This window comes from Mesorhizobium sp. M7A.F.Ca.ET.027.02.1.1, assembly GCF_004022985.1.
GTDB lineage: Bacteria > Pseudomonadota > Alphaproteobacteria > Rhizobiales > Rhizobiaceae > Mesorhizobium.
The window spans coordinates 1-5,673 of record NZ_RZOL01000395.1; the positions used below are offsets into that span (position 1 = coordinate 1).

At 60.2% G+C, this 5,673-nt stretch carries 7 protein-coding genes; 1 reads left to right on the forward strand and 6 read right to left on the reverse strand.

Annotated elements, in window-relative coordinates; translation table 11 throughout:
- From EN749_RS29380 to EN749_RS29395, 4 genes are all read right to left on the reverse strand, one after another.
- Positions 1 to 224, reverse strand: a 224-nt coding sequence (locus tag EN749_RS29380) for an epoxide hydrolase N-terminal domain-containing protein (RefSeq protein WP_189367783.1), incomplete at its 3' end; no start/stop codon positions are given.
- Positions 225 to 236: 12 nt separating this feature from the next.
- On the reverse strand, positions 237 to 1,388 hold the full coding sequence (locus EN749_RS29385; RefSeq protein WP_128364467.1) for an MFS transporter: 1,152 nt from the start codon (positions 1,386 to 1,388) through the stop codon (positions 237 to 239).
- A 12-nt stretch (positions 1,389 to 1,400) separates the two neighbouring features.
- Positions 1,401 to 2,189: an NAD(P)H-dependent oxidoreductase gene (locus tag EN749_RS29390; RefSeq protein ID WP_128364468.1), complete on the reverse strand. Its 789-nt coding sequence runs from the start codon at positions 2,187 to 2,189 to the stop codon at positions 1,401 to 1,403.
- Between the two features lie 59 nt (positions 2,190 to 2,248).
- Positions 2,249 to 2,473: a hypothetical protein gene (locus EN749_RS29395; RefSeq protein WP_128364469.1), complete on the reverse strand. Its 225-nt coding sequence runs from the start codon at positions 2,471 to 2,473 to the stop codon at positions 2,249 to 2,251.
- A gap of 353 nt (positions 2,474 to 2,826) precedes the next feature.
- Between EN749_RS29395 and EN749_RS29400 the strand changes: the two genes are divergently transcribed.
- A complete protein-coding gene (locus tag EN749_RS29400; protein WP_128364470.1) occupies positions 2,827 to 3,792 on the forward strand; it encodes a LysR family transcriptional regulator in 966 nt (321 codons plus the stop codon).
- 374 nt (positions 3,793 to 4,166) lie between these two features.
- Here the strand turns inward: EN749_RS29400 and EN749_RS29405 are convergent, their stop codons facing one another.
- Together EN749_RS29405 and EN749_RS29410 are read right to left on the reverse strand one after the other, a co-directional pair.
- Positions 4,167 to 5,243 (reverse strand): alcohol dehydrogenase catalytic domain-containing protein, encoded by a 1,077-nt coding sequence (locus EN749_RS29405; RefSeq protein WP_128364471.1) that lies wholly within the window; start codon positions 5,241 to 5,243, stop codon positions 4,167 to 4,169.
- 35 nt (positions 5,244 to 5,278) lie between these two features.
- The coding region (locus EN749_RS29410) for an alpha/beta hydrolase (protein ID WP_128364472.1) at positions 5,279 to 5,673 on the reverse strand (395 nt) is incomplete at its 5' end.

Genomic DNA, 5,673 nt, shown 5'->3' on the forward strand with positions numbered 1-5,673 from the left:
TCCACGTCGGCCGTGAAGTTGGGCAGCGCGTTGAGGCGCCGTTCGACCGCACGCCAGTCGTAGCTGTCCCGCCAATAACCGGCGAGTCGCTTGAGGTCATCAACCCCGACCCCCGCCGACCAGCCTCCCGCATCCGGCAGCTGGCTCCAGTCATAAGCCTCGACCTTGGCTCTGATCGTGGCGAGCCGTTCGTCAGGAATGTTTATTATGTAGGGTGAAATCATGATGTTCTCCGCTTAAACGGCTGACGACGTTGACCGCCGAAGGGTAATACCGACTGAACTGAAAGCTGCGCACAACGTTTCCTGAAACGCCATCCTTTTTGCGAACGGCGCCACGGCAAAACGTCTGCTATGCAGGTCGGCGTTGCCGTAGGCGCAATGTCCGCTTTCACCCGAAGCAGTCGCGACCGCGTCGGGCGCGACCTCTTCCGCGGCCGCGACCACGCCAGACTGAACGATCGGGCCAAGACAGAAGCAGCAGGCAGACCAGAGGAGCAGGTTGGCGAACATTGTCAGGACGTGCGGGGCCGAAAAGGGCAGCGTCGCAAGGGCCAGGACTAGACCGACCAGCGCTGCCATCAGGCTGCGCCGCGTGCCGAGTGCATCGCTAAGCCGGCCCCCACCAAAATTCCCGACCACCGCAGCTGCGCCGAATGCCATGAACGCCAAGCTGACTGCGGCAGGAGACACGTGGGTTACCTCTGTCAGCAGCGGTGCGAGAAAGGTGAAAACCACGAATGATCCGCCGAACCCGGTCATGGCGATGAAATAGAGCGCCAGGAGGCGGGGCTTCGCCAATACGGCGAACTGCGACCTTAAACCGGCGGGCGGAGCGTGGGGAATTTCCCGCGGCAACAAAAGTCGCAATAGCGCTGCCGTGAGGCAGCCGAGCACAGCCACCGCCAGCAGCGGTGCACGCCACCCAAGGCTCTGTCCGACGATTGTGCCGAACGGGACACCGATGACCATTGCAAGGGTGAGCCCTGCGAACATCGTCGCCACCGCCCGCGCGCCGCGCTTACGATCCGCCAGGCTCATCGCAATCGGCGCGCCGACGGCGAAGAACACGCCGTGCGCCACTCCTGTCACGATCCGCCCGGCCAGCAGCACTTCATAAGTCGGTGCAGCGCCGCCAAGCAGATTACCGAGCGTGAACAGGCTCATCAGTCCAACCACAAGCCCGCGGCGGGGAAGCCTTCCAGTAAGGGCCGTGACCGTCGGCGCCCCAACGGTCGCGGCCAGGGCATAGCCAGTCACAAGCAGACCGGCTTGGGGTATCGTTACCGTAAGATCGCGCGCGACATCCGGGACAAGCCCGATCATGACGAACGCCGTCGTGCCGATGGCGAAGGCCGCCACGGCAAGCGCGAACAATGCAGGCGACATCGGTGTTGCTCTTTATGCGTCGATCAGATCGGCAAAGTGCGCGGCGAGGCCGGTTTGGCCCGGCGCAACGTGGTCGGCCATGGTGTGGCGATCGGGGAAGTCGCCGCCGTTTTGCGAACGGAAGGGAATCGGCTTGTCGGTGAATAGCCCGGCGAGACGTACACGCCATGCTGCCTTGATCGCGTCCACTTCCTCCGCCGTGGAAACGTGACCCGCGCCATAGACCGCGTGCGTCGGGAGCACGTCCATGCCGGGGTAGAACAGCGCGCCATGAGCCAGCGGGAACAACAGTTGCTCTATCGGCCCGTTGATACCCCGCGGGCCATAATCGGCCACTGGGCCGCCTGCCTGCACGTTGACCAGCGCTCGCTTGCCCTTGAGGATGCCGTCGCCAAAGCGAAACTCGTTGGAGCCATTCTGATAGCCGTAGGCAAAACCGAAGGCATAGACTCGCTCTATCCAGCCCTTCAAGATCGCGGGCACGCCGAACCACCACAGCGGGAATTGCAGGACCACAGCATCGGCCGCGAGCAGCTTCTGCTGCTCGGCGATCACGTCGGGCGTCTGATGCCCGCTTGCGTAAGCATGGCCCGATTCCATGATGAACGACAGTCGCTCAGGGTTGTTGCGCATCGGAAAGTCGTCGGCGTCGTACACCGCCTTCCACTTCATGCCGTAGAGGTCCGAATGGACCACGGTGTGCCCCGCCGCCGACAACATCTCAGCGGTCACGTCGACCAGCTGCCGTGTCAGCGAAGTGGGCTCAGGGTGTGCGTAAACGATGAGAATATTTCTTTTCACGAGATGGTCTCCCTAGTTGTTGAGAGCTGTGTTCGCTTGATTAATGTTCCCGACCGGTATCAATTGCGCGCCAGGGCTTGCGCGTTGGTGACACAGACGTTTTCGAAAAATTTGCGCGCCCGCGCGGGCGCGCTCGGCTCGATGATGCCGACATCGATTTCGATACTTACGCTGTTGATGGCGCGGCGAGGCTCCTCGATCACCAGCAGAATGCTTGTTTCGTTGCAGCAGTTCGCGCCAAAGCGCGCTAAGCTAGTCGGGTATGGGATGCTGACGAAGATCACTCGATGCCTCCGGCTCGGGATTGGAAGCCCGGCTAGCCTCAACATGAGCATCTGAGTAAGATTTATGAAATCGATTATCTTAACCTGTGATATCCAGATAGCGGATACCTAACCGCTAATCGCCACGTTGGCGGCACTTGCACGCGGGCGTTCGATTGGTTCGTCGGCGCGGCACAGCTCCGCACGCTCAGCTTGGCGGCTATCTACCAATCGTGAGACCAGCCGCGATCGCTTTCGTGCCAGGGGTCCGACGCCAACACAGACAGCTTCCCCTTAGCCGGCCAAGCCGTTGACGGGCAGCGCCGCGATCATCATATATATAATTGATTAAACGGCGGCTAGGAATAGACGGAGTGAATGACAGTCGCATCGACCTCAATCTCTTGGTGACGCTCGAAGTGCTGCTTGCCGAACAAAACGTAACGAAAGCGGCAGATCAACTGCACCTCAGTCAGCCGGCTGTAAGCGCGCAACTCGCACGGCTTCGGGATTTGTTTGACGACCCGCTTCTGCTCCCGACTCGTCGAGGCATGATCCCGACCGCCAAGGCAATCGAACTTGCACCGCAACTGAGAGACGCGCTGGATCACGTGCGTAACGCGCTACATTCTCATCAGGACTTTGATCCCGGCAAGGCAGAACTGACCGTATCGATCGGCTGTTCTGACTATATCCAGGCAGCAGTGGTGATGCCGTTCGTCTTGGCTCTCCGGCAGACGGCGCCGGGAGTACGGGTGGCCGTACGGCATCTGATGCCCGAGCTGGTGGAGCAGCAATTGGGGAATAAAGAAGTCGATCTTGTTATCGCTACTCCCGAGCGGTCGGCCCCGCACCTGCGGACGTGTCACTTATTCGACGAAAGTTATGTCCTCATAGGAAGGCACGGCCATCCTCGGCTCAAATCGGGTATGACAATAGACGAATATGTCGAATTGGAACACGTCGTGGTGTCACCGCGGGGCGGCGACTTCGAAACGCCAGTGGACAGTGCTTTGGCGACACTTGGTTACCGACGCAACGTCGTCGTGTCAGCGGCCTCCTTTTTGTTCCTGCCGGGGATCGTCTTAGATAGTGATTTGGTTGCACTCGTGCCAAGGCGCCTATTTCTTAGGCAATCAGAAAAGCTCATGATGGTTGACCTGCCCTGGCTAGGTGAACAATTCAATGTCAGTCTGATTTGGCACGAAAGATGTCATAGGCATGCGGGCCACCGCTGGGTCCGAAACCTGATCGGAAGTCTGGTTGGGGACCATGATAAAGGCGGGTCTAGGGTCGCGGAGCCTGAATCAGATCACGCGCCTCACATCAATGGCTCCTGACCCTAGCGGGTCTGCTGCGCTGCGCCGATCAGCATGCAAACGAGTTAAGTGACACCGCAATTTGCCAATGGTCTGAGTGCCCATCTTCGCTATGCCGGGCGCGCCATTCCACAGGAATCGCGGTTTTCAGCCGTTTCTAGATTCACCCGACAGGATGAAGATGGGCACCCGAATGACCGAATCGGGGCCGATTCCGGACGGACGGCTTCCGGGTATCGGAATGCAAGAAGCGGACGTTCTGGACGGCGCGGAAGTTCGGGGTCTCTATCTACAGGTGCTCCGATTACTTGTTGCTAGTATGCAGGAGAGAGCTTCCACCGTTCACGGTGCGCTGTCTTACTGGCTCGCAAGGTCAACGCTCGAGTGTAATGGCATCAAGGCAGGAGGACGGCCCGCCCCGGCTTTCCTTTCCTGGTGTGATCAAAGGCCTCCGCGGCTTCCTTAAGGGGCTTGCGGAGTCCTATCCGCAGGCTTCCATTGCCCTGTTTGACAAACTCGGCAAGACTCACAAGCGCGGCGGTATCCGGTTTAAACATCGTCCAGACGTAATTTCGCACTCCCTTCGGCAACGCCCGCTGGCGCCTCCTCTTCTCCGAGATCGATTTCAGCACGCCGCGCAGCCAACCCAGTCGATCAATGTTGTTCAGCATCGGATGTACGGTAGTAGCGTGACCGAGCCCGCCGTCGCGCAAGCAATCGATCAACGCGAGATCGTCCTCCCATGTCGCAAAATTCAAGGTCGCATCGAAAGACCGGCTGAGGGAGCGGACCGGTGTCGCCGTGCAATCGACCAGGTCGGTCGCACCAGCTTGTCGGCACGTGTCGAAGCTTGATGGCCGCGCGATCGCCGTAACGCCCGCGCCCCATGCGGACAACATCCTGGTCGCCAGCGTGCCGAGCCCTCCGGCGGCGCCATGCATCAGCACGTTCTTCCCTGCTGCGTTTTCTCTGGTTAGCCCAGCTCCTCGCACGGCAAGCCACATTGTTACGAAGCTGTAGGGCAGCGCAGCGAGCGATTCTAGGTCTCGATCGGGCGGGGCGCGCAAGGCATGGATAGCCTTGACCAGCACGTGGCTGGCGTGGGTTCCTTCCGCCGATGGCGGCTTTGCGCCGTAAACTCTGTCGCCGATGTTGAAGGTTGTCACTTTGGAGCCCACCGAAGTAACGTGGCCAGCAAAGTCATTTCCAAGAACAAGGGGGAATTTTCCCGCCCCGATCGCAGACAACAGTTTCCGGCCATAACCTTGCGCGCGCCGCACATCGATCGGGTTAACCGCGGCCGCGGCCACGGCAACCTCAATTTCATCCGGGGCCGGCTTTCGTCTTGAAAATTCTTTGATGCGGAACCCGCCGGAGCCATCCGGCTCGAGGCAAAGAACTGCAGTGCCTGAGATGGTCATATCCGATCCTTCTAGTTGGGAGGAGTTGAAGTTTTCACGAATGGTCGGCAACGCCGCCGGCTCCTTTCACGTGGGTGACCGGCCGCTTAGTAGGGGACATGCCCATCGGCGATCTCTCCGGTGGTCGAGGGAGTAAGTTGACGCTTCAGCTCCTCGCGCGTCTCGACGGTTACGCGCGTCGCAACCCGGGCAAACCCTGCCGACCTTCCAACACGAGCGGTAAGCGCGGTCTCCTCGCCGGCCATCGATTGCCCGGCCAGGCGCTGCCCTAGCAGCTGGACAATCTCTGGACTGTCGGCAAACGCGTTATGGCCAAGCGGATCTTTGGACATGACGGCGCTCGTGTCGATTACCGTGACTCCTAGTTCGCCAAGCACTTCGGCATATGGGGTAAGATCGGTCCCTCCGACGCGAGCAACGCCGCCAGAGATCCACCGCGACAGCCCCAAGGCCTTGTCCCGCCTCGAGGCCAGGATGGTAA